Origin of the sequence: Streptomyces sp. NPDC093510, from assembly GCF_040683555.1 — a bacterium.
Lineage (GTDB): Bacteria > Actinomycetota > Actinomycetes > Streptomycetales > Streptomycetaceae > Streptomyces.
On the sequence record NZ_JBFBEE010000045.1, the window covers coordinates 1 to 22,422 of the forward strand.

At 71.3% G+C, this 22,422-nt stretch carries 15 protein-coding genes and 1 pseudogene; 9 read left to right on the forward strand and 7 right to left on the reverse strand.

Translation table 11 applies throughout. The features are described 5' to 3' along the window. The first annotated feature begins 187 nt into the window (after window positions 1-187). Window positions 188-364: a hypothetical protein gene (locus AB0N81_RS40380; protein WP_365367648.1), complete on the forward strand. Its 177-nt coding sequence runs from the start codon at window positions 188-190 to the stop codon at window positions 362-364. A gap of 57 nt (window positions 365-421) precedes the next feature. Here AB0N81_RS40380 and AB0N81_RS40385 read toward each other — a convergent pair whose 3' ends face one another. Next, window positions 422-1,042 carry a TetR/AcrR family transcriptional regulator gene (locus tag AB0N81_RS40385; protein WP_365367650.1) on the reverse strand — a complete coding sequence of 207 codons (621 nt, stop codon included), beginning with the start codon at window positions 1,040-1,042 and terminating at the stop codon, window positions 422-424. Window positions 1,043-1,177: 135 nt separating this feature from the next. Here AB0N81_RS40385 and AB0N81_RS40390 point away from each other — a divergent pair, with 135 nt between their 5' ends. The 7 genes and pseudogenes from AB0N81_RS40390 to AB0N81_RS40420 form a co-directional block, all read left to right on the forward strand. Continuing rightward, window positions 1,178-2,101, forward strand: a complete 924-nt coding sequence (locus AB0N81_RS40390) for an ABC transporter permease (protein WP_365367652.1) — start codon at window positions 1,178-1,180, stop codon at window positions 2,099-2,101. 10 nt (window positions 2,102-2,111) lie between these two features. Then, a complete protein-coding gene (locus tag AB0N81_RS40395) occupies window positions 2,112-2,891 on the forward strand; it encodes an ABC transporter ATP-binding protein (protein WP_365367702.1) in 780 nt (259 codons plus the stop codon). 87 nt (window positions 2,892-2,978) lie between these two features. Then, on the forward strand, window positions 2,979-6,620 hold the full coding sequence (locus tag AB0N81_RS40400) for a bifunctional glycosyltransferase family 2 protein/CDP-glycerol:glycerophosphate glycerophosphotransferase (protein ID WP_365367654.1): 3,642 nt from the start codon (window positions 2,979-2,981) through the stop codon (window positions 6,618-6,620). Next, complete coding sequence (locus AB0N81_RS40405) at window positions 6,617-8,857, forward strand: CDP-glycerol glycerophosphotransferase family protein (RefSeq protein ID WP_365367656.1); 2,241 nt, start codon at window positions 6,617-6,619, stop codon at window positions 8,855-8,857. Before AB0N81_RS40400 ends, AB0N81_RS40405 begins: the two co-directional genes overlap by 4 nt. Further along, window positions 8,854-10,533, forward strand: a complete 1,680-nt coding sequence (locus tag AB0N81_RS40410; protein ID WP_365367658.1) for a glycosyltransferase family 2 protein — start codon at window positions 8,854-8,856, stop codon at window positions 10,531-10,533. Before AB0N81_RS40405 ends, AB0N81_RS40410 begins: the two co-directional genes overlap by 4 nt. Before the next feature lie 371 nt (window positions 10,534-10,904). After that, window positions 10,905-11,417: a UTRA domain-containing protein gene (locus AB0N81_RS40415; protein ID WP_365367704.1), complete on the forward strand. Its 513-nt coding sequence runs from the start codon at window positions 10,905-10,907 to the stop codon at window positions 11,415-11,417. Beyond that, window positions 11,414-11,518: pseudogene (locus AB0N81_RS40420) on the forward strand (GntR family transcriptional regulator); the annotation flags it as partial. The gene AB0N81_RS40415 and the pseudogene AB0N81_RS40420, both read left to right, overlap by 4 nt. A 30-nt stretch (window positions 11,519-11,548) precedes the next feature. On the opposite strand, the gene AB0N81_RS40425 reads toward AB0N81_RS40420, so the two are convergent. After that, window positions 11,549-11,935, reverse strand: a complete 387-nt coding sequence (locus AB0N81_RS40425) for a helix-turn-helix domain-containing protein (RefSeq protein ID WP_365367660.1) — start codon at window positions 11,933-11,935, stop codon at window positions 11,549-11,551. A 116-nt stretch (window positions 11,936-12,051) separates the two neighbouring features. Here AB0N81_RS40425 and AB0N81_RS40430 point away from each other — a divergent pair, with 116 nt between their 5' ends. Further along, the gene (locus AB0N81_RS40430) at window positions 12,052-12,891 is read left to right on the forward strand and encodes an NAD(P)H-binding protein (RefSeq protein ID WP_365367662.1); all 840 of its coding nucleotides are present in this window, start codon (window positions 12,052-12,054) and stop codon (window positions 12,889-12,891) included. A 186-nt stretch (window positions 12,892-13,077) separates the two neighbouring features. On the opposite strand, the gene AB0N81_RS40435 is transcribed toward AB0N81_RS40430, so the two are convergent. The 5 genes from AB0N81_RS40435 to AB0N81_RS40455 all read right to left on the reverse strand — a co-directional run bounded on the left by AB0N81_RS40435 (window position 13,078) and on the right by AB0N81_RS40455 (window position 22,379). Further along, window positions 13,078-14,685, reverse strand: a complete 1,608-nt coding sequence (locus AB0N81_RS40435; RefSeq protein ID WP_365367664.1) for a hypothetical protein — start codon at window positions 14,683-14,685, stop codon at window positions 13,078-13,080. Beyond that, window positions 14,669-15,202, reverse strand: coding sequence for a GtrA family protein (locus AB0N81_RS40440; protein WP_365367666.1), 534 nt, complete (start codon window positions 15,200-15,202; stop codon window positions 14,669-14,671). The genes AB0N81_RS40435 and AB0N81_RS40440 overlap by 17 nt, the downstream gene beginning before the upstream one ends. Continuing rightward, window positions 15,199-16,035: a polyprenol monophosphomannose synthase gene (locus tag AB0N81_RS40445; protein WP_365367706.1), complete on the reverse strand. Its 837-nt coding sequence runs from the start codon at window positions 16,033-16,035 to the stop codon at window positions 15,199-15,201. Before AB0N81_RS40445 ends, AB0N81_RS40440 begins: the two co-directional genes overlap by 4 nt. 20 nt (window positions 16,036-16,055) lie before the next feature. After that, window positions 16,056-17,174 carry an NDP-sugar synthase gene (locus AB0N81_RS40450; RefSeq protein ID WP_365367708.1) on the reverse strand — a complete coding sequence of 373 codons (1,119 nt, stop codon included), beginning with the start codon at window positions 17,172-17,174 and terminating at the stop codon, window positions 16,056-16,058. Window positions 17,175-17,432: 258 nt separating this feature from the next. Next, window positions 17,433-22,379: an NAD-glutamate dehydrogenase gene (locus AB0N81_RS40455; RefSeq protein WP_365367668.1), complete on the reverse strand. Its 4,947-nt coding sequence runs from the start codon at window positions 22,377-22,379 to the stop codon at window positions 17,433-17,435. Window positions 22,380-22,422 lie beyond the last annotated feature (43 nt).

Below are 22,422 nucleotides of genomic sequence, written 5' to 3' on the forward strand. Positions count from 1 at the left end.
GAATCGGCGGAGCCGACGCGACGCAGGAGCGCCCTTTACTGCCGGCCCGGAGGCGCCACAATCCGCTTAAAACCGGGCGGCCCCGGTCACCGTCAGAGGCGCGGGCCCACCAACGTCCCCGCCCCCACCAGGCAGACTACTCACCTCTAGATCAACTTCGGTGTCCAGCAAAGGAAGCCCCTCCCGCATGAAGACCACCCTCTGGCTCGTCCTCCTCCTCGCACTCGCCGCAAACATCGCCAGCATCTTCATCCCCGACAGCCTCCAGCAGGCCCTCATCAGCGTGCCGACGGGGCTGACAGCCCTGGCAGCCGGCATCGCACTGGCCCTCAAGGCCCGCAAGCGCCGCGCAGGCACCGTCTAGGCGCGGTTCGGGCGGAGGCGCCCGGGCGTGCCTCACGCACCGCGCGGCCGGTGCCGCTCACAGCGCCCGCAACCCCGCCGCCGTAGCCCCCGCCAGCCTCCCCACGTACCCCTTCGGCAGCTTCGTCCGTACCACCACGGAGCGCCAGTAGAGGGGCCCGGAGACAAGGTCGAGTGCCAGGTCCTCGTCGACGCCGGACCGCATCTCGCCCCGCTCCACAGCCGCCCGCACGATGCCGCTCGCCACCCCGTGCTGCCCCTCCCGCAGCGCCTCCTGCAGCGCCTCCGCGATCTCGGGGTTGCGTGCCGCCTCGGCCTGGAGGTCGGGGATGACCTGGGAGGCGACGGGGTGGCGCAGGGCGCGCGACGTCACCTCGTAGAGGAGTCGCAGGTCGCCCTCCAGGGAGCCGGTGTCCGGCGCCGGTAGACCGTGTACCGCTATCGCCGACACCAGGTCGAGCACGAGGTGCAGCTTGGACCGCCAGCGGCGGTAGACGGCCGTCTTACCGACGCCCGCGCGGCGCGCGATGCCCTCGATCGACATGCGCGCGTACCCGACGGCGGCGAGCTCCTCGAAGACGGCGGCCCGGATCGCCTCGGTCACGTCCTCGCGGAGCACGGCCGCCCCGGCGGGCGCCCTGCGGCGCGGCTGTTCACCCTGTGGCCTGCTCGTCGTCATGCGACCAGCATAAAGCGTCACGACGATACGGTTGCGTTCCGACGTCGCGTCGTCCTACGCTCGGCGTTGCGACGATACGGGCCCGTCCCGACGTACGCCCCAGCCTCCCCGCCTCCCCGAGCGAAAGCAACGGACGTGAGCCAGGTACTCGACGCAGCCCCGCCGTCCCCGCCCCCCGTCACGACGACCCCCCTCTCCCCCGCCGAGCTCGCCGACCGGTACGGCCTGAGCGTCAGCGGCGCCCGACCCTCCCTGCCCGCCTATGTACGGCAGCTGTGGCAGCGCCGGCACTTCATCACCGCCTTCGCGACCGCCAAGCTGACGGCCCAGTACAGCCAGGCCAAGCTCGGCCAGCTCTGGCAGGTGATGACCCCGCTCCTGAACGCGGCGGTCTACTACTTCATCTTCGGCGTGCTGATGAACACCAAGCGCGACGTCGAGGACTACGTCCCGTTCCTCGTCACCGGGGTTTTCGTGTTCACCTTCACGCAGCAGTCCGTGATGGCGGGGACGCGCGCGATCTCCGGCAGCCTCGGCCTGGTCCGCGCCCTGCACTTCCCGCGGGCCTCGCTGCCCATCTCGTACTGTCTGCAACAGCTCCAGCAGCTGCTCTTCTCCATGGGCGCGCTGCTCGTGATCCTGCTCTGCTTCGGCGTCCCGCCCACGGCGTCCTGGCTGCTGGTGGTGCCGGTCCTCGCACTGCAGTTCACGTTCAACACCGGTCTGGCGCTCGTCATGGCGCGGCTCGGCAGCAAGACGCCGGACATCGCCCAGCTGATGCCGTTCGTGCTGCGCACCTGGATGTACGGGTCCGGGGTGATGTGGAGCATCGACGCCGTCCTGAGGGACCAGCACCTGCCGCGCGTCGTACAGACCGTCCTGGAGGCCAATCCGGCCGCCGTCTACATCGACCTGATGCGGTTCGCGCTCATCGACACCTTCCGCGCGGAGCAGCTCCCGCACCACGTGTGGGCCTGGGCCCTGGGCTGGGCGCTGCTCGCCGGAGTCGGCGGGTTCATCTACTTCTGGAAGGCAGAGGAGACGTACGGCCGTGGCTGAGACAGGAACCATGGACGACAGCGCCCCCACCGTGATCGTGGACGCCGTCGACATCGTCTACCGCGTGCACGGCGCCGGCGCCACGGCGGGTCGCGGCGCCGCGACCGCCGCGCTCGGCCGGATCCTGAAACGGAGCGACTCCGGCGGCGTACGCAAGGTGCACGCCGTCAAGAACGTGTCCTTCACCGCGCACAAGGGCGAGGCCATCGGCCTCATCGGCACCAACGGCTCGGGCAAGTCCACGCTGCTCAAGGCCGTCGCCGGGCTGCTTCCCGTCGAGCGCGGGCGCATCTTCACCGACGGCCAGCCCTCCCTGCTCGGCGTCAACGCGGCCCTGATGAACGACCTGACCGGCGAGCGCAACGTGCACCTCGGCGGCCTCGCGATGGGCATGTCCCGCGACCAGATCAAGGAGCGCTACCAGGAGATCGTCGACTTCTCCGGGATCAACGAGAAGGGCGACTTCATCACCCTGCCCATGCGGACGTATTCGTCGGGCATGGCGGCACGCCTGCGGTTCTCCATCGGTTCCGCCAAGGACCACGACGTGCTCCTCATCGACGAGGCCCTTGCCACCGGCGACCGCTCCTTCCAGAAGCGTTCCGAAGCCCGCATCCGGGAGCTGCGCAAGCGCGCGGGCACGGTCTTCCTGGTCAGCCACAACAACAAGTCGATCCGCGACACCTGCGACCGCGTGCTGTGGCTGGAGCGCGGCGAGCTGCGGATGGACGGTCCCACGGAGGACGTGATGAGGGAGTACGAGCGGTTCACGGGAGGCGGCAAGGGCTGACCTCGAAGCCCGAGTCCGTATCCCTTTTGTCGCATCAATACGCCCATCCTTACACTTAGGGAGCGTTTAGCAACAGAAGGAGTGCGCGTGCAGCCACGGCTGAGTGTTGTCGTCCCCGTCTACAACGTCGAGCTCTACCTCGACGAGTGCCTGGAGTCCCTGGCGGCACAGACGTTCACGGACTTCGAAGTGATCATGGTCGATGACGGGTCGACGGACGGCAGCGCGGTCATCGCGAAGGCCTACGCGGCGGCCGATCCGCGGTTCCGGCTGATATCCCAGGAGAACAAGGGCCTGGGCGCGGCGCGCAACACGGGCGTACGGGAGATGTCCCCGCACAGCGAGTACCTCGCGTTCGTGGACAGCGACGACACCCTGCCCGCCACGGCGTACGCGCTGATGACCGAGACGCTCGACGAGACGGGCTCGGACTTCGTGGCGGGCAACGTCACCCGCTTCCGCTCCGCCGGACACGTCCAGTCGCCCGTGCACCGCGTGCCCTTCGCGGCGACCCGGCTGCGCACGCACGTGTCGAAGTTCCGCCCGCTGCTCACCGACCGCACCGCGTGGAACAAGGTGTACCGCCGCACTTTCTGGGAGCGGCACGGCCTCGCGTACCCGGAGGCCATGCTCTATGAGGACGCGCCCGTCAGCGTTCCCGCGCACTACCTCGCCGACTCCGTGGACGTGCTCAGCGAGCCCATCTACAACTGGCGCGAGCGCGAGATCGGCGAGCGCTCCATCACGCAGAACCGCACCAACCCGCAGGGCCTCATCGACCGCGTGAAGTCGATCCGCATGGTCCGCGAGTTCATGCTCGCCCGCGTCGACGACGACCCGATGTACGCCGAGCACCTGAAGGTCTACGACAACAACGCCCTCGCCGAGGAGATCCCCCTCTTCTGGAAGGTGCTCCCCGGCTCGGACGCCGCGTACCAGGAGGCGTTCCTGGAGCACGTGGGCCGCCTGGTCCGCGAGATCGGCCAGGACGCGGTGCGCGCCCTGCACGTGCCGCACAAGCTGAAGCTGTACCTGACCGTGCACCGGCGCATGGACGAGCTGATCGGCCAGCTGGAGTTCGAGAAGGAGCACCCCGGGTCCATCCCCGTCACCGGCACGCTGCACCCCAAGGCCGACTACCCCTTCCTCGACCCGACCGACCCCGTCCCGGACGCCGTCCTGCGCCTCGACCCCGAGCTGCGGCTGCGCAGCCGCCTCGACGAGGCCGCCTGGCACGACGGCAAGCTGTGGCTGTCCGGCTGGGCGTTCCCGCGGCAGATCGGCGCCGAGTCGCGGAGCAAGGCGCTCAAGTCGCTGATCCTGAAGGAGAAGGGCAGCCGCCGCACGGTCCTCGTGCCCGCGCGCAGCCACCTCGACCCGGAGGCGACGGTGGCGTCCGGCGCCGAGTTCCGGCACGCCGACTGGGCGGGCTTCGGCGCGCTGGTGAACCCCGCGCGGCTGCGGCACCGCGGCAAGTGGGTCGACGGGCTCTGGTACGTGCGGATCGCCGTGGCCGGTACGGGCTCGACGCCGCGGCGCGGCCCGCTGTACGGCGCGGGCACGGGCTCCGGCCAGACGCCGCCCGCGCACTGGGTCACCGAGGACGTCCGTGTCGCCCCGCAGATCCGGGACGGCGAGCTCGCGATCCGCGTGGAGACGGCGCACGCACGCGCCCTCGAAGTCCGCGCCGACGGCCCTGACCTGCTCGTACGCGGCATCCTGCGCGCCGCACCCGACGGCGCTCCCCGGCTGCGCATGCGGCACCGCGAGTCCGGCACGATCGTGACGGCGCCGCTGGACCTCGACGTCCCGAAGGACGGCCGCGTCCCGTTCACGGCACGCGTGAGCACGGCGGCCCTGACGGAGGTCCGCGAGGATCACGAACGCCTGCGCCCGACCCAGGCGGAACGCTCGATCGCCCGCTGGGACATGTCGGTCGAGATCGTCACCGGTACAGGTACAGGCTCCGAATCCGGGTCCGAGCCCCCGTCCACCCGTCTCGCCCTCATCCTGGACGACCGCGAGGGTTTCTCGGGGGCCCAGTTCGCGCAGGGGGACAGCTCCCGCACCGTCTACGCCCGGCGCAGCCCGGGAGGCTACCTCCAGCTCTGCGACCAGCCCGTCCAGCCCCTGGTGGACCACGTCTCCGTGGGCCCGAACGGCACCGTCACCCTCACCGGCAGCTACCCCGCGCCCGGCGCCCACGACCTGGAGCTGGTGCTCCGCCAGACCTGGTCGGGCCACGAGTACACGTTCCCGGCGAAGGCCGCCGACGGCCGGTTCGAGGCGAGCTTCGTGCCCGCCCCCACCCACCGCTACGCCGGAGCGACCCCGCTCCGCGCCGGCTTCTGGTGGCCGTCCGTGCAGAAGCCGGACGGCTCCCGCACCGCCGTCCAGCTCGCCCCGCCCGTCCACGGCGACCTCCCCGTGGAGGTGGAGGCGCACGGCAAGCGCGTCGAGCTGCAGGCCCGCCAGTACGACCAGCTGGCGCTGATGGCCCACTCCGAGCTGCGCCCCGACGAGCGCAGCCGCCACCGCCAGACCCGGCTGCGCACCGAGGCCTACCCGGCCGCCCGCCACGAGCCGCTGCGCGAGGCCGTCCTGTACGACGTGTTCGGTGGCCGCATGTACGGCGACTCACCGCGCGCCATCCACGAGGAGATGGTCCGCCGCGGGCTGCCCGTCGAGCACCTGTGGGTCGTCAAGGACGGCCAGTGCGAGGTCCCGGCCACCGCGCGGGCGGTCCGCGTGCACAGCCCCGAGTACTACGAGGCGATGGCCCGCTCCCGCTACATCGTCGGCAACACGCACTTCCCGCGCTGGCTGGAGCGGCGCGAGGGCCAGCAGATCGTCCAGACCTGGCACGGCACCCCGCTCAAGCGGATCGGCTTCGACTTCGACAACGACCACTTCGCGAGCACCCAGTACCTCCAGGACCTGGACCGCGAGCGCAAGCAGTGGACGATGCTGCTCTCCCCCAACCGGTTCAGCACGCCGATCATGCGCAGCGCCTTCCGGTTCGGCGGCGACGGCGACAACGGCGGCGATGGCGGCAACGGCACGGACGGTGAGCTCCTGGAGGCGGGCTACCCGCGCAACGACGTGCTGCTCGCCCCCGACCGCGCCAAGCGCGCCGAGGAGGTGCGCCGCGTCCTCGGCCTGCCCGAGGGCAAGAAGGTCGTCCTGTACGCGCCGACGTGGCGCGAGGACAAGCAGCGCCACCGCGGCGGCTTCCTGCTCGACCTGCGCATCGACCTGGCGAAGGCGCGCGCGGAGCTCGGCGACGACCACGTCCTCCTCGTCCGGCCGCACGCGCACATCGTGGAGCCGGTGCCGGGCGCGGGCGACGGCTTCGTGTGGGACGTCGCGGGCTACCCGGACATCATGGACCTGCTCCTGATCGCCGACGTCCTCGTCACCGACTACTCCTCGGTGATGTTCGACTTCGCGGTGACGGGCCGTCCGATGCTGTTCTTCACGTACGACCTGGAGCACTACCGCGACCGGCTGCGCGGCTTCTACTTCGACTTCGAGAAGCGCGCGCCGGGCCCGCTGGTGCCCACCTCCGACGAGCTGATCGCCGCGCTGAAGGACCTCGACGCGACGAGTGAGCCCTACGCGCAGGCGTACGACGCGTTCCGCGCCGAGTTCTGCGACCTGGACGACGGCGGGGCCGCGGGACGGGTCGTCGACCGGATGCTCGCCCACCGAGGGACGGCCACCGCATGAGCACACACGAGGGGGACACCGAGATGCCGAACGAGCCGCAGCTGAGCGTCATCGTCCACGGCCGCAACGTGCAGGGCCACCTCGGCGCCTGCCTGGACGCCCTCGCCGCGCAGGCGTCACCCGGCGTCGAGGTGGTCGTCGCCGCGGTCGGCGCCTCCGCGCAGGCCGCCGCCGCGGACCGGCCCGGCGTCACCGTCGTCCCGCTGCCCGAGGGCACGGGCGACGGCGCGGCCCGCGCCGCGGGCGCCGAGCGGGCGGCCGGCCGGTGGCTGCACTTCGTGCACAGCAAGGACAGCGTGCCGACGGGCGCGCCCCGCGCCGTCACGGACCGTGCGGCCGACCTGCCGGACGGCGTGGACGTCCTCGCCGTGGACCACGTGCGCTCGACGTGGCGGCACCAGGGCATGCCGAGCCCCGACGGGAAACACCTCGCCAAGCAGGGCCGCCGCGACCTGCCGCTCGCGGACTGCCCGAACCTCCTGAAGGTCACGCCGCTGCTCGGCAACCGCGTGCTGCGCGCCGACTTCTGGCGCGCGCACCGCGACGAACTGGCCGTCGACGACGAGACGTTCGCCGCGTACGCCGCGCTGCTCCTCGCCGACCGCGTCGCCACGCTCGACCAAGTGGCTCTGAACATCAGGGAGTTGCGTGCCGAGAGCCTGCCGAAGGGCGCGCCCGAGGAGCGGTACGGCGTCATCGACCGCTACGAGTCGCTGCTGCGCCTCGCCGCCGACCGCGGCCTGCCCACGGCTCCGCGCGCCGCGCTCTACGACGTGATGGTCGGCGACTGCCTGCGCGTCGTCGCCCGCGAGAACCTGCCGGACCCGGTGCGCAGGGAGTTCTTCCACCGCGCGTCGAAGGCGGCCGTCACCTGGCGACCCGAGGGGCACGGGCATCCCGGCGGCCTGGAAGGCGTGCGGCGCCGCATCCTCGAAGAGGACGCGTACACGAAGTACCGCACGTTCCAGACGGCGAACCAGCAGCGGCGCAAGCTGCGGTCGGCGGTCGTCGCGCGCAAGCACAAGGTGGGCGTGAAGGTCCGCGACCTGCGCTATCGCAGGGCGCTGGAGCGTCCCGTCGACCCGAACCTCGCCGTGTTCACGGCGTACTGGGACCGGGGCGTGGCCTGCAACCCGGCGGCGATCGCCGCGAAGCTCGCCGAACTCGCCCCGCACATCCACCCGGTGTGGGTCGTCTCGGCGGTGAACGTGCCGCTGCTGCCGCCCGGCACCGACCACGTCGTGCCCGGCACGCGCCGCTACTGGGACGTGCTGGCGCGCGCCAAGTACCTGGTCAACAACGCCAACTTCCCCAACGCGATCGTCAAGCGCCCGGACTCGGTCCACCTCCAGACGCACCACGGCACGCCGCTGAAGCGCATGGGCCTGGACCAGCTCGACTACCCGGCCGCCGCGAAGGGCCTGAACTTCCACGACCTGCTGGCCCGCGTCGACCGGTGGGACTACAGCGTCTCCGCGAACGGCCACTCCACGGAGATGTGGGAGCGCGCCTACCCCTCGCACTACACGTCCCTCGACTACGGCTACCCGCGCAACGACGTCTACTACAGCGCGACCGCCGCCGACATCCGCGCGATCCGCGAGAAGCTCGGCATCGCGCCGGGCAAACGGGCGATCCTCTACGCGCCCACCCACCGCGACTACGAGGCGGCCTGGACCCCGCGCCTGGACCTCGCGACCCTCGCCGACCGGCTCGGCGAGGACACCGTCCTCCTGGTCCGCGGCCACTACTTCTACGGCGGCGCGGCCTCCCCGCTGGCCGGCCTGCGCAAGAGCGGCCGCGTCATCGACGTCTCGTCGTACGACCCCGTGGAGGAGCTGGCGCTCGCGGCGGACGCACTGATCACGGACTACTCGTCGATCATGTTCGACTACGCCAACCTCGACCGCCCGATCGTCATCTACGCCGACGACTGGGAGACGTACGCGACGACACGCGGCGTCTACTTCGACCTGATGGCGGAGGCGCCCGGCAAGGTGGCGCGCACGCAGGAGGAGCTGACGGAGCTCCTCACCTCCGACGCCTGGCGCGACGAGACGGCCGCCAAGGCGCGGCGCGCCTTCCGCCACCGCTTCTGCGAGTACGACGACGGGCGCGCGGCCGAACGGGTCGTACGCCGCGTCTTCCTCGGCGAGAGCGAGGACTCCCTGCCGCCCGTCACCCCGGTCGACGAGCGCACCCCGGCACCGACGCCCGAGGAGGCGGCTCAGCGATGACTCAGACTCCTGACGTGACGGTCACGGTGATCGTCTACAACGACGCGGAACGCCTCCCGCGTGCCGTCGCCTCGCTGCGCCGCCAGACGCACGAGAACATCGAGATCGTCATCAGCGACGACCACTCGACGGACAACACCCCCGAGGTGGCGCGGCGGTTGGCGGCCGAGGACGACCGCGTCACGTACCTCCGCCTCCCCGAGAACAGCGGCGGCTGCAGCGCGCCGCGCAACCGCGCCCTCGAGATCGCGCGCGCCCCGTTCCTGATGTTCCTGGACAGCGACGACGAACTCCCGGAGCGTTCGGTCGAGTTGCTCCTGGCCGCCCACCGCGAACGGGACGTGGACTTCGTGATGGGCGCGGTGGAGCGGGTCCGCGTCGACACGGGCCGCACCTCCACGTGGATGGCGCACCTGGTGGCGGAGCGGCGCACGGTGGAGGGCATCGAGGCGGAACCGGGCCTGTTCTTCGAGCACTTGTCGACGAGCAAGATGTACCGCCGCACGTTCCTGGACCGGAACAACCTCCGCTTCCCGGAGGGCATCCACTACGAGGACCAGCTGTTCTCGGCGCAGGCGTACTGCCTGGCGAAGTCCTTCACGGTGATCCCCGACCCCGTCTACCGCTGGTACATCGCCCCCTACGAGGCGGCGGAGTCGGCGTCGATCTCCAACCAGCGCCACAAGCTGACGAACGTACGCGACCGCATCCACGTCCAGCGCCTCATAGACGACTTCATGGAGACGAGCGGACACACGGCCGCGCTCCGGGAGGCCAAGGACTACAAGTTCCTCAAGCACGACTTCCGGATGTACGCGGGTGACCTGCCGTTCCGCGACGAGGAGTGGCTGACGGGCTTCGCGGACATCGTGAACCCGTACCTGGCGGAGCTCGCCCCCGGCGCGTACGCACGCCTGCCCCGCGCCGAACGCGTGGTACTCCGGCTCGTCCGGGACGGCCGCCTCGCGGAGGCGCAGCTGGCGGCGCGCGGTCTCGGCCACGGGGTGGCGCCGCGCGAGACGACGATGGACTCCTCGGGCCACGTCTACTGGGGCCCGTACGTCCCCGAGTCCCCCGCCTCCCGCACGGAGCTCGACCTTACGGACCTGGGCCTGGGCTCCCGTCCCTTCGCGAGCGCCCAGTTCCGCCACGAGATCACGCGCGTGGAGCGGGGCCCCGGCGCCTCGGTGGACCTCACGGTCCGCACGTACGACCCGGGCCTGCGGCTGCCGGTCGGCCCCCAGGTGGCCACGCTCCTGCTCGCCCCCGGCCGTCGCCGCATGCAGACCCCGTTCCGCCTGGACCCGGTCCGCCCCGGCGTCTTCGAGGGCACGGTACGTCTGGACCTGACGGCGGCCCCGCTCCCCCTCAACGGCTTCGCGGGCGCCCGCCACCCCGTCCTCCAGCTGACCGCGGGCCGGCTCCGCAACACGTCCCTCCTCCTGGCTCCGCTCACGTTCCCCACGCTCAGGGCCCGCGTCGACTACCGGGGCGGCGCGCTGCCCCACGAGGTGACGGTGGAACCGGAGGGCCGCGCCTCGGGCCGCCTCCAGCTCCGCTGGACCCCGGTGGGCGTCACATCGAAGGTCATACGCCCCCTGGCCCGCAAGGCGGGCGCGAAGGCGGGCTCCCGGGTCCGCAGGGCGGCCCGCCTGGCGGCGAGCCTGGCACGCTGAGTCCCCCGGGGGGCGGGCCCACCCGCTCCCCCACCCCAGCCCCACCTCGACGCCACCCCGCAGGCACCGCCCCCTCCCCACCCACCCACCCCCACCCGCACCGGAACGCCGTGCAACACAGCGTGCATGTCGAGTTCGGAAACACAGACCCGTACGTCGTCCAGTCGGTCGGTCAGCGACGTCCCACTCCGTGAGGATCTCTACGGCGAAGGTCCGCGCGGCACACACAGATCCACGGGCGAGCGACAAGGTACGGCCATGACGGCCACGGCGTGTGCTCCGCATAACGTGTGAAGCGGCAAGGCCACCCCTCACCGGCCACGCAGGAGGACACCGTGAGCGACTCCGACAGCACGTGGGTCAGCACCTCGATGCCGTATCTGAAGCCCCGCGGGGAGGGACAGCCCGACGCCTGGGGTGCTGAAGCCGCCGCCCGTGGAGGCAAAGGCAGCCAACGCATCGCACACGCAGGCGAGGTACCGGCGCCGGACGACGTCGCCGACCTGCTCCGCATCGCCGCCGGAGACCCGGTCGTCGTCCGCCGCCGCATCATCGAACTCGACGGCGAGCCCTGCGAACTGACGGACACCTACTTCCCCGTCACCATCGCCCGTGGCACACCTCTCGCCGGGACGGGCAAGATCCGCGGCGGAGCTGTGACGCTCCTCGCCGGCCTCGGTCACGTCGGCGTACGCGTCCGCGAGGACGTGACCGCCCGCATGCCCGACGCCGGCGAACGCGACACCCTGCGTCTGGGCCCGAACCAACCGGTCCTTCGGCTGAACAGAGTCACACTGGACGCCGAAGACAGGCCGATCCAGGCCGACACGATGCTCATGCCCGCACACCGGCAGCGACTGCGCTACGAGATCAGGATCGGATGACAGTGCCCTACGCCGACGGCAGCGCCGCCGACCGACGCTCCCTGCACGAGCGGACCGCCGCGGACCTCCGTGCCGAAATCATGAGCGGCGACCTGGCCCCAAGCCCCAGTAGGGCGGTACTGCGTACCGCCCTACTGCACGCCGCCCGGCTCCCTGCCGCTCGGTGACAGCTGCCGTGTGATCCGGTCGAAGAGGTCCGTCAGCGGCTCGCCGAGGCCCTGGCCGAACTCGGTGAGCCCATAGGTGACCTGCGGTGGCGTGGTCGGCTCGACCTGGCGCCAGACCAGGCCGTCCGCGACCAGTGCGCGCAGGGTCTGGGCGAGCATCTTCTCGCTGATGCCCTGGATGCTCTCGCGCAGCTCGAAGAAGCGAAGGTCGTTGCTCCGCAGCGAGATCAGTACCCAGATGCCCCACCTGCTGGTCACATGGTCGACCACTTTCCGCGCGGGGCAGTCGGTGTGAAACACCTCATACGGCACCTGCCTGTCGGCCGGTGTGAACTGCGCGCCTTCCGTCATGTGCGGAGCTTACCCAGAGGTATGTCCTTACCAAGAGTGAGTCCCCGCTCCTAGCGTCACGCCCACACGGACCAACACACGAACCAACGCACGGACCAACGCACAAGGAGCTGTTCATGATTGTGGTGACCGGAGCTACCGGAAACATCGGCCAACCGTTGACGCGGGCGCTGGCCGAGGCAGGTCAGCAGGTGACCGCGGTGTCGCGCCATGCCGCGGAGGTGCCGGACGGCGTGCGCCACCTGGTGGCCGACCTGGCCGAACCTGCCGGTCTGGAGCCCGCGTTGGCCGGGGCGAAGGCACTGTTCCTGCTGCTCTCCGGCGACCTGCACGCGGCCGGCGCCGGACCGGCCGACGTCATCGGGCTCGCCGCGGCCGCCGGGGTCCGCCGGGTCGTGCTGCTCTCCACACTGGGGGTGACGACCAGGCCCTACGGCCCCACACGGATCGCGATGCGTGAACTGGAGGACACACTGCGGGAGTCCGGCCTGGACTGGGCCGTCCTGCGACCGGGCGGCTTCGCCTCCAACGCCCTGTGGTGGGCCGATTCCGTCCGTGCGGACCGGGTCGTCGCCGCGCCCTTCGGTGACACCGGGGTGCCGGTCATCGACCCCGCGGACATCGCCGAGGTCGCGGCCGCCTGCCTGGTGGACGACCGGCGCGCGGGCGGCGTATACGAACTGACAGGACCTCAGGTGATCACGCCACGTCAGCAGGCGGAGGCCATCGCCGCCGCGCTGGGCTCACCCGTACGGTTCCAGGAGCTCACCCGCGAGGACGCCAAGGCCGCCATGGCCCGCAGCATGCCTGCGGAACTCGCCGACGACACCCTGGACATCCTCGCCGCCCCGAACGCGGCCGAGCTGCGTATCAGCCCGGACGTACAGCGGGTCCTCGGCCGCGCCCCGCGTTCCTTCGCGGACTGGGCGGCCCGAAACGTGACCGCGTTCCGCTGACAGCGGCCTCCCCGACCCCGCCGCGGGGCCCATTTCCCGCGGGGGGCGCTCAACGGCCGGCGCGGGAACTTCGGCTGAACCACAGTCGTGGGGGGGGCGAGCGGGGCGCGTGAGGCGTGCAGGGCCCGTGAGGCGTGCAGGGCCCGTGAGGCGTGCGGGACGTACGGGGCGTACGGGCGTACGACGTCAGCCCCGCACCTCGTACAGCACCTGCCCCTTGGACCCGGCCCCCGCCCTCCGCAGCGCCGGATCGTCCGCCCGCAGGCCCCCGTCCCCCGGGTACTCCACGACCCACCGCACGCCGTACCGCCGCAGTACGTCCAGGCGTTCCGCCCGCGACGTGTGCGGCGCGAAGTAGGCGCGGACCGCGTCCACCCGCTCCTCCTGGTCCGGCAGGAAGAAGTCCGGGTAGCCGGGGGCGACGGTGTAGGGGCCGTACGCGGGGATCTGGCGGGACGGGAAGGTCTTGGCCAGGACCACGTCGCCGTACTTCACCTGCGGCGCCAGCCAGTCGTAACCCGCCCACGGCGCCTTGTACTTGGCGGCCACGGGGCCGGGCAGGGCGCCCCTCGGCACCACATAGCCCAGCGTGCCGGCCTGCGTCCACGCGCCGAGCAGCAGCGCCACGCCCAGCACTCCCGCGAAGCCGCGCCGCACCGCCGGAGACCCCGCCGGAGACCCCTCCGGACGCACCGCCGGACGCACCGCCGAACGCCCCACCGGACGCCCCGCCGAACGCCCCGCTTCGAAGACCTCGAGCGCCGCCGCCAGCTGGGCGGGGATCAGGGCCGCGGGCAGCACCCTGCCCCACGAGTAGTGGCCGGTCAGGCCGCCCGCCGCGAACATCGCCGCGCCGAGGAGGAAGAACAGGACGAGCGGGTCCCTGCGGTCCCGGCGCCAACGCAGCGCAAGGGCGGCCACCCCGACGAGCGCAAGGCCGAAGTGCGGCAGCAGGTGGCGGTAGAGCGAGCGGTGTATCTCCTCCAGGCCGCCCACTTCGAGGAGGCCGAAGAAGGAGTAGTAGGGCCAGGCCACGAGGACCACCAGGCCAAGACCCAGGCCCGCGGCCAGGCTCAGCGACAGCGCCCGCGTGGGCCACGGCCGAGCGCCGAGCACCATCGCCAGCGCCCCGAACGACGCGACCACGCCGGTGAACTGATGGCTGAGGAGGATGACCGACCAGAGCAGACCCAGCCCCAGCCAGACCCCCCACCCCGCTCCCTGTCCTCGCCCTCGCCCCTGTCCTCTCCCTCGCCCTCGCCCTCTCCCTCGCCCCCGCAGGGCCTTCCGCAGCAGCGCCCAGAAGTGGAAGGAGAGGCCCAGCGCGAACGTGCTCGGGTAGGAGATCGTCAGGGCAAGGGAGTTGAGGCCGGGGAAACCGCTCCAGTTGAACAGCGCCGGGCCCCAGAGCAGGAGCAGGCAGAGCAGGGCGAGGGGCGACGCGGCCCGCCGGGTGCTGAAGGTGCGTACGAGGTGCACGACACCCGTCGCCAGCAGGGCGAGGCCCACCAGCGCGGCCACCCGCAGCACCCCGAACGTGCCGAGTCCGGTCGCCTTGGCCAGGCAGCCGAGCAGCAGCATCCAGGGCGAGTAGTAGGGGCTGGGGGTGTCGGCGTCGACCAGGGGGTTGCCGGGGTCGAGGAGGTCGTGGCGCAGCCGCTCGATCGTCGCCGCGTGGATGCCGAGGTCACCGGCCCAGGGCAGGCGGACGATCACGAGGAGCAGCAGGACGAGGACGAGGACCGCCGCGGTCCGGGCGGCCCGTCGTATGACCGGTTCAGTGGTGACGCGCATCGTGCTGGAAGACCCACGTCCGGTAGACCAGGAAACGGAACGCGGAGGCGAGGACGATCGACAGCGCCTTGGCGATGTTCGAGCCGAGCGGCCCATCCATGCCCGCCCCGTGGTACGCCGCGTAGAACAGGACGCTCTCCATCGCCACGCCGACCCCGCTGAACGCGAAGAAGAGGGCGATCTGCCGCTTGGTGCGCGAGGCGCGGTCGCGGTAGGCGAAGAAGCGGAAGCCCAGGTAGTTCGTGCCCATGGCGACGCAGCTGGCCAGCACGGTCGCCGTCATCGGGCCCGAGGCGAGGCCGTGCAGCAGGAGGTTGAAGACGACGAGGTTCACGGCCACGCCGCTGCCGCCGACGACGCCGAACTTCACGAGCTCCATGAACAGCCTGCGCAGGCGGGCGAGGGTGAGCCGGGGCGCGGGAGCGGAGTCGGCGGCCGCAGTCGCGGGAGCGGAGTCGGGGGCCCTCGGGGCCGGCGGCGCGGCCTGCGGCGCCTCGTGCAGGGTCGACGGGCTCATCCGCGCACCCCCGCGCCGCGGCCGCCGCGGCCGCCGTGCCCGCCGTGCCCGCCGCCCGCTCTCCCGTCCAGCCGCAGTTTCCACGGCATGACGACCGACTCCAGCTGCACCATCAGGTTCATCTTCGACTCGCCGACCGTGCGGTCCTCGAAGTGGATCGGCACCTCCATGACGTCGAAGCCGCGGCGCAGCGCCCGGTACTTCATCTCGACCTGGAAGCTGTAGCCCGCGCTGTCCACGGAGGCGAGGTCGATGGCGCGCAGGGCGTCGGCGCGCCACAGGTTGAAGCCGCCGGTGATGTCGCGGACGCGGGTGCCGAGGATGGTGCCGGCGTACGCGTTGGCCCAGCGGGAGAGCAGTTTGCGGTGGGCGCCCCACGCGTCGGAGAGGGTGCCGCCCTGGACGTACCGGCTGCCGATGACGACGCCCGCGTCCGTGGCGAGGGCGACGCCGAGCAACTCGGCGGCCTTCGCGACGGGGTGGCTGCCGTCGGCGTCCATCTGCAGGACGTAGTGGGCGCCCTCGGCGACGGCCTGCGCCATGCCCGCCGCGTAGGCGCGGCCGAGGCCGTCCTTCTCGGTGCGGTGCAGGACGCTCATGCGGGCGCTGCCGTACCGCTCGGCGAAGCGTTCGGCGATGTCGCCGGTGCCGTCCGGGCTTGAGTCGTCGACGACGAGGAGGCGCAGGCCCGGCATCGGGAGCGCCATCAGGGCCTCGGCCATGCCGGGCAGGCTGCCCGCTTCGTTGTACGTCGGCATGACGACGGTCAGCGGTGTCGCGGCCCATGCCTCGGGGAGCCGGGCGGCGAGGCTTTCGGAGAGGTTCTCCGACATGTCCTGGGGGAGGTTCACAGTCACTTCTCAAGCCCTTCGATGGTCGGAGATGCGTGGGGGACGTCGGGCGAGAAGCGGAGTGCCGCGTCGGGCAGCACCGCCTCGCACCAGACCCGCGCCCCGGTCCGCAGTTCGTTGTCGGCCCCCACGCGCGCGTCGTCCCCGACGACCGCGCCTTCGAGGACGGTGCGGCGCCCGATGCGGGCCCGCGCGCCGATCAGGCTCCGGCGGATGTCGGCGCCGGCCCCCACCTCCGCCCCGTCGAGCACGACCGAGCCGTGCACGACCGCGCCCGCCCCGATGCGGGCCCCTGCGCCGACGACGGTGCCGGCGGTGAGGCCGGCGTCCGGCGCGACCTCGGCGCCCGGCAGGACGAGTGCCTCGCCCCGCTCCCCCGGCAGCGCGGGCGAGTCGATGACGCCGCGTACGAGGTCGGCGGAGGCCTGGACGAGCGCTTCGGGGCGGCCGAGGTCCAGCCAGTAGGTGTTCTCGACCTGCCCGTGCAGATGGGCGCCCCGGGCGAGGAGCGCGGGGAAGGTCTCCCGCTCCACCGAGACGGCACGCCCCGTCGGGATCTCGTCGATCACGGACCTGCGGAAGACGTACGCCCCCGCGTTGATCTGGTCCGTGACGATCTCCTCGGGTGTCGTCGGCTTCTCGGTGAACGCGAGGACGCGGCCGTCGTCGTCGGTCGGTACGAGTCCGAAGGCGCGGGGGTCGTCGACGCGGGCGAGGTGGAGCGTGACATCGGCGTCATGGCGCGCGTGGGTGGCGACCAGGCCGCGGATGCCGAGCCCGCTGAGGATGTCCCCGTTGAACACGAGAACGGGTGCGTCGCCGCCGCCCCGCAGCCGTGCCGCGGCGTTGCGGATGGCGCCGCCCGGCCCGAGCGGCTCGTCCTCGACGACGTACTCCAGTTCCAGGCCGTACGCCGATCCGTCGCCGAAGTACGGTTCGAAGACCTCGGCGAGATAGCAGGTGGCCATCACGACGTGGTCGACGCCGGCGGCCGCGAGGCGGGCGAGCTGGTGCGCGAGGAACGGGACCCCGGCCGCCGGGACCATCGGCTTCGGCGTGTGGACCGTGACCGGCCGCAGCCGGGTGCCCTGCCCGCCGACCAGCAGAATGGCTTCCGTCATCGCCTTGCCGCGACCTTTCCTGTGCTCATCGATGCCCGCGCTGCCCGCGCCGTGCGAACCGTCCTCGCTGCCCGCACCGCCATCAGACAATCTCACCCACCTTAGACCAAATGTCTGAATTGAATGGGTATGGCGAATCTCATCACCCATTCCGCGCCACGCAGGCAACCAATTCCCCCGCCTCGCACTCCGCGGTACGCAAAGGGGGCGCCCCGAGCCGAAAGGCCCGGGGCGCCCCCCTTCGTCACCTACCAGAGGTCACGAATGCGTGCGCAGCAACGTCCGCATCGTGCGCATGGCGACCGAGAGGTTCGCCAGGTCGAACGCGTCCGAGCTCTGGATCTCCTCCAGCGTCGTCCGCGCCCGGCTCAGGATCGGGGCATTCTTCTCCTCCCACGCCTTGAAGCGCTGCTCCGGCGTGGACGTGCCGTTGCCGACGGCGAGGACGTCCGACGTCAGCGCGGCGTGCGCCGCGTACAGGTCCTCGCGGATGGAGGCGCGCGCCATGGACTGCCAGCGGTCGGCCCGCGGCAGCTCGATGATGCGGTCCATGAGCTGCGTGATGCGGAGCCGGTCCGCGAGGTCGTAGTAGACCTCGGCGACGGCCATCGGCTCCTTGCCCGTCCGCTCGGCGACCGCGACGATGTCGAGCGCCGGGAAGGCGGACGAGAACCCGGCGACGCGCCGCGCCAGCTCCTCGGGCACGCCCGCCCCGGTCAGCTCGTCGCGGATGCCCTCGTACCACTCCAGGTCGGAGCCGCGAAGCAGCTGCGGCAATTCGGCCCAGACCTCGGCGACGCCCTTGCTGAAGAAGCCGATGGTCTCGGCGAGCTGGAGCGGCTGCGGCCGGTTGTTGAGCAGCCAGCGCGAGCCGCGCTCGACGAGGCGCCGCGAGTGCAGCCGCACCCGGGTCTGGACGTCGGCGGCGACGACATTGTCGAGCGCCTCGACCGCGTCCCACACCTCGCTCAGGCCGAAGATCTCACGGGCGGCGAGCTGCGCCCGCACGATCTCCTCCAGGGACGCCCCCGTCTCCTCGCGCAGCCGGTGCAGGAAGGTCGAGCCACCGGTGTTCACCGTGTCGTTGACCAGCACCGTCGTGATGATCTCGCGGCGCAGCGCGTGCCCGTCGACCTGCTCGGGGAACTTCTCGTGCAGCGCCTTCGGGAAGTACGCGTGCAGCAGCCGCCGCAGGTAGTCGTCGTCGGGCAGCGTCGTCTGGATCAGCTCGTCCGCCGCCGTGATCTTCGTGTACGCGAGGAGCACGGCGAGCTCGGGCTGCGACAGACCGCGGCCGGAGTTGAGCAGCTCACGGATCTGCCGGTCGTTCGGCAGGAACTCCAGGCCCCGGTCGAGGTGGCCCTGCTTGCCGAGCCTGCGCATGAAGCGCTGGTGGGCGTGGAGCAGGGACGACGACTGGGCGACGGCGTTGGCGAGCGCGGTGTTCTGCGCGTAGTTGTTGCGGAGCACCAAGTGGCCGACCTCGTCGGTCATCTCGGCAAGCAGCTTGTTGCGCTGCTTGACGGTCATGTCGCCGTCGGTGACAACCGCGTTGAGCAGGATCTTGATGTTCACCTCGTGGTCGGAGGTGTCCACGCCCGCGCTGTTGTCGATGGCGTCGGTGTTGATGCGGCCGCCGGCGCGGGCGAACTCGATGCGGCCCAGCTGGGTGAGCCCGAGGTTGCCGCCCTCGCCGACGACCTTGACGCGCAGGTCCTGGCCGTCCACGCGGATCGCGTCGTTGGCCTTGTCGCCGACGTCGGCGTTGGACTCGGCCGACGACTTGACGTACGTACCGATGCCGCCGTTCCACAGCAGGTCGACGGGCGCCTGGAGGATGGCCTTCATCAGGTCGGCCGGGGTCATCTTGGCGATCTTGCCCTCGATGCCGAGCGCCTCGCGGATCTGGGCGTTGAGCTGGATCGCCTTGGCGCTGCGCGGGAAGATGCCGCCGCCCGCGGAGAGCAGGTCCTTGCTGTAGTCCGCCCAGGAGGAGCGCGGCAGCTCGAAGAGGCGGCGGCGCTCGGCGTACGAGGTCGCGGCGTCCGGCGTCGGGTCGATGAAGATGTGCCGGTGGTCGAAGGCGGCGACGAGCCTGATGTGCTCGGAGAGCAGCATGCCGTTGCCGAACACGTCACCGGACATGTCACCGACGCCGACGACCGTGAAGTCCTCGGACTGGGTGTCGCAGCCGAGCTCCCGGAAGTGCCGCTTGACGGACTCCCAGGCGCCGCGGGCGGTGATGCCCATGCCCTTGTGGTCGTAGCCCGCCGAACCGCCGGAGGCGAAGGCGTCGCCCAGCCAGAAGTTGTAGTCCTCGGCAACCTTGTTGGCGATGTCCGAGAACGTCGCGGTGCCCTTGTCGGCGGCGACCACCAGGTAGGTGTCGTCCTCGTCGTGCCGGACGACGTCCGCCGGAGGCACGACCTCGCCGGCCACCAGGTTGTCGGTGATGTCGAGCAGCGCCGAGATGAACGTCTTGTAGCAGGCGACGCCCTCCGCCAGCCACGCGTCGCGGTCCACCGACGGATCGGGCAGCTGCTTGGCGACGAAGCCGCCCTTGGCGCCGACGGGCACGATGACGGTGTTCTTCACCATCTGCGCCTTGACGAGACCCAGGATCTCGGTCCGGAAGTCTTCCTTCCGGTCGGACCAGCGCAGACCGCCGCGCGCCACCTTGCCGAACCGCAGGTGGACGCCCTCGACGCGGGGCGAGTACACCCAGATCTCGTACGCGGGACGGGGCGCGGGCAGGTCGGGGATGGCCTGCGGGTCGAACTTCATGGAGACGTAGTTGTGCGGCTTGCCGCTCTCCGCCGTCTGGAAGAAGTTCGTCCGCAGCGTCGCCTTGATGACGGTGAGGAAGGACCGCAGGATGCGGTCCTCGTCCAGCGAGGCGACCTGGTCGAGCGCGCCGTCCAGCTCCTCAAGGAGCCCGTCGGTCAGCTCGGTCCCGGCGCGCTGGCGGTCCGGCGACATCCGCGCCTCGAAGAGCGAGACGAGCAGCCGGGTCGTGTGGACGTTGTTGCGGAGGGTGTCCTCCATGTAGTCCTGGCTGAACGTCGAACCGGCCTGGCGCAGGTACTTCGCGTAGGCGCGCAGCACCATCGCCTGGCGCCAGTTGAGCCCGGCCCGCAGCACCAGCGAGTTGAACCCGTCGACCTCCGCCGCACCGGTCCAGGCGGCGGCGAAGGCCTCCTGGAAGCGCTCGCGGCCGTCGTCGCCGAGGTAGTCGCCGTTGCCGTTCTGGGTCTTGGGCATGCGGAGCCCGAAGTCGTAGATCCACGCATGCGTACGGTCCGCGCAGCGCAGCTCGTACGGACGCTCGTCGGTGACCTCGACGCCGAGGCGCTGCAGCACGGGCAGCACGGCGGAGAGGGAGACCTGCTCACCGGCACGGTAGATCTTGAAACGGCGCTCACCGGGAGCGGCGCCCACCGGCTCGTACAGGGAGAGCGCGAAGTCCTTGTCGTCGTGGCCGAGCTGCTCCAGGTGCTGGAGGTCGGCGACGGCGGCGCGCGGCGTGTGGTCGGCCTTGTACCCCTCGGGGAAGGCGCCCCCGTACCGCCTCAGCAGCTCGGCGGCACGCTCCTCGCCGCACTCGGCGGTCAGCGCCTCGGCGAAGCCGTCGGCCCAGGAGCGGGCGGCCTCGACGAGCCGCCCCTCGATGCGCTCGACATCGGCGTCGGAGAGGGCGGGAACCTCGCCGCCCTTGGGCACGCGCACCACGAAGTGGATACGGGAGAGGATCGACTCGGTGTTCCAGGCGGTGAAGTCGACGCTGGCGCCGTTCAGCTCCTCCTTGAGGATGTCGATGATCCGCAGCCGGACGCCGGTGGTGTAGCGGTCGCGCGGCAGGTAGACGAGGGCGGAGTAGTAGCGCCCGTACTCGTCCTTGCGCAGATACAACCGCAGCCGCCGCCGCTCCTGCAGATAGAGCACGCTCGTCACGATGGACCGGAGCTCGTCGGCGGGCGTCTGGAAGAGCTCGTCGCGCGGATAGGTCTCCAGGATCTGGAGCAGGTCGCGCCCGTCGTGGCTGTTGGCCGAGAACCCGGCGCCCTTCAGCACCTCGGCGACCTTGCGGCGGATGACCGGCACGCGCCGCACGGACTCGGTGTAGGCGGCGGACGAGAAGAGCCCGAGGAACCGCCGCTCCCCCACGACGTTGCCCTCGGCGTCGAACTTCTTCACGCCGACGTAGTCGAGATAGCTGGGCCGGTGAACAGTCGCCCGGCTGTTGGCCTTCGTCAGCACCAGGAGCCGGTGCTCACGGGCCTTGGCGCGGGCGTCGGCGGGCAGCCGGTTGAAGGACGGGCTCACCGGGTGGTGGTCGTCGCTGTCGTGCTTCGGGTCGGCGCGCAGGATGCCGAGGCCGGTGCCGGGGACGGCGGCGAGGGAGTCGTCGTCCGTGAGGTCGTACTCACGGAAGCCCAGGAACGTGAAGTGGTTGTCGGCGAGCCAGCGCAGCAGCTCGCGGGCCTCCTCGACCTCCTGGTCGGGCAGGTCCCCGGCGGTCGGCTCGGCGGGCAGCTCGTCGGCGATGCGCAGCGCGGCGTCGCGCATCTTCTCCCAGTCCTCGACGGTCTCCCGTACGTCACTGAGAATCCGCAGCAGATCGGCGGTGATCTGCTTCAGGTCGGCACGGTCCGTCTCGCGGTCCATCTCCACGTGGATCCACGACTCGACGAGCGCGTCGTGCGGCCGCTCGCCACCGGCCCCCTCGGTCAGCACCTCAAGCAGCTTTCCGGTCACGTCACGCCGCACGACGACCTGCGGGTGGATCACGACATGGATGCCGCGACCCTGCCGGGACAGCTCGTTGGTGACGGAGTCGACGAGGAAGGGCATGTCGTCGGTGACCACCTCGACGACGGAGTGGCTGCAGGTCCAGCCGTTCTCCTCGACCGTCGGAGTGTGGACCCGCACGTTGGCCGTCCCCTGGGGGCGGTTCTCGGCGAGCCGGAAGTGGGAGAAGGCGGCTCCGAAGACGTCGACCGGGTCGCGGTCGGCCAGGTCCTCGGGGGCGGTGTGCAGGTAGTAGCGCTGGAGGAACGCGAGAGCCATGTCCTGGTCCGGCGTGGCCTCGCTCGTCGTCCCAGTCGGTGCACCGCTCGGTAGGCGCCCTCCGACCGGGCTGTTCTCAGCAACCCGGGCCGCCCGTGCGAGCAGCTCGGCCTTGGCTTCGTCCAGCTTGGTCTGCATTGTCCTCTGACTCCTGTCGCGCGCCGTTGCGTGACGTAGAAGG

What these genes read in the sequence shown, in the direction of transcription:
- AB0N81_RS40380 (WP_365367648.1), top strand. Translation starts at nt 188, where the DNA reads ATGAAGACCACCCTCTGGCTCGTCCTCCTCCTCGCACTCGCCGCAAAC.
- AB0N81_RS40385 (WP_365367650.1), bottom strand. Translation starts at nt 1,042, where the DNA reads ATGACGACGAGCAGGCCACAGGGTGAACAGCCGCGCCGCAGGGCGCCC.
- AB0N81_RS40395 (WP_365367702.1), top strand. Translation starts at nt 2,112, where the DNA reads ATGGACGACAGCGCCCCCACCGTGATCGTGGACGCCGTCGACATCGTC.
- AB0N81_RS40405 (WP_365367656.1), top strand. Translation starts at nt 6,617, where the DNA reads ATGAGCACACACGAGGGGGACACCGAGATGCCGAACGAGCCGCAGCTG.
- AB0N81_RS40410 (WP_365367658.1), top strand. Translation starts at nt 8,854, where the DNA reads ATGACTCAGACTCCTGACGTGACGGTCACGGTGATCGTCTACAACGAC.
- AB0N81_RS40415 (WP_365367704.1), top strand. Translation starts at nt 10,905, where the DNA reads ATGCCGTATCTGAAGCCCCGCGGGGAGGGACAGCCCGACGCCTGGGGT.
- AB0N81_RS40425 (WP_365367660.1), bottom strand. Translation starts at nt 11,935, where the DNA reads ATGACGGAAGGCGCGCAGTTCACACCGGCCGACAGGCAGGTGCCGTAT.
- AB0N81_RS40430 (WP_365367662.1), top strand. Translation starts at nt 12,052, where the DNA reads ATGATTGTGGTGACCGGAGCTACCGGAAACATCGGCCAACCGTTGACG.
- AB0N81_RS40435 (WP_365367664.1), bottom strand. Translation starts at nt 14,685, where the DNA reads ATGCGCGTCACCACTGAACCGGTCATACGACGGGCCGCCCGGACCGCG.
- AB0N81_RS40440 (WP_365367666.1), bottom strand. Translation starts at nt 15,202, where the DNA reads ATGAGCCCGTCGACCCTGCACGAGGCGCCGCAGGCCGCGCCGCCGGCC.
- AB0N81_RS40445 (WP_365367706.1), bottom strand. Translation starts at nt 16,035, where the DNA reads ATGTCGGAGAACCTCTCCGAAAGCCTCGCCGCCCGGCTCCCCGAGGCA.
- AB0N81_RS40450 (WP_365367708.1), bottom strand. Translation starts at nt 17,174, where the DNA reads ATGACGGAAGCCATTCTGCTGGTCGGCGGGCAGGGCACCCGGCTGCGG.
- AB0N81_RS40455 (WP_365367668.1), bottom strand. Translation starts at nt 22,379, where the DNA reads ATGCAGACCAAGCTGGACGAAGCCAAGGCCGAGCTGCTCGCACGGGCG.